Origin of the sequence: Citrobacter sp. Ce006 (genome assembly GCF_030336535.1) — a bacterium.
In the GTDB taxonomy this organism is placed as follows: domain Bacteria; phylum Pseudomonadota; class Gammaproteobacteria; order Enterobacterales; family Enterobacteriaceae; genus Citrobacter; species Citrobacter europaeus.
The window spans coordinates 1-737 of record NZ_JAOWDO010000035.1 but is presented as its reverse complement, the minus strand read 5'-3'; the positions used below and the strand labels follow the sequence as shown (position 1 = coordinate 737).

Genomic DNA, 737 nt, shown 5'->3' with positions numbered 1-737 from the left:
TTTTTTGTTTTCAGTCGCCAGGTACATGCGCGGATTATCCGCATCGTTTCGCGCGGATTCTGGATGTCTTCGACTTTCTCCTTAATTTTGACTGTCGAGCCGCCGTTAACCCAGTTTCCGGTGGCGGTGGCGTTACCATTAGTGCCATTAAACCGCCACATATGTGGCGTGGTTCCCGCTTCATAAGTCCAGGAGAGCACATACTCCGGATTATTGCTGTTAGCCCACGCGGACCATGTAAACACTCCGCCATAGTTGCCAGGCCAGTACAATTTGAAGCTGGAGTGAGGATACAGATAGCCTGCACCGGGAACATTCATCTGTTCCTGGTAGAGACCGTAGTTGCGGTTTCCGGCATAGAGGGAGTCAAAGCTTCCCGGCAATGAATTTACCTTGCCAAACGGGCTGGTTATCTGGCCTCCGGATTTACCGCCGATGGTGTTAAGGCGGATATCATTCCCCTCACAGAAAGAACCTGACCCTGCCCCAAAGGGACTGGACAGCCCCGTCCCGCCCTGTGCTTTTGGCACCACGCCGTCAACTTTTGTGGCCATATTATCAGCAAGGTATTTCCAGGATGGGCCTGTAAACGTTGATTGGTCGGGTAACTTTACAGTTATTGTCCCGATACCACTGAATACCTGCTGCCAGTTCTGTTTGTCGTAGTTCAGACCGAGAAGCGCCTGGGTATTCTGAACGACCATTGCGGCAGTGACCATATTCAGCGCCACGCGGGG

General features: G+C 52.4%; 1 pseudogene. It reads right to left on the bottom strand.

What is annotated here, in order from left to right:
* Window positions 1-737: pseudogene (locus OGV94_RS00790) on the bottom strand (tail fiber domain-containing protein); the annotation flags it as partial.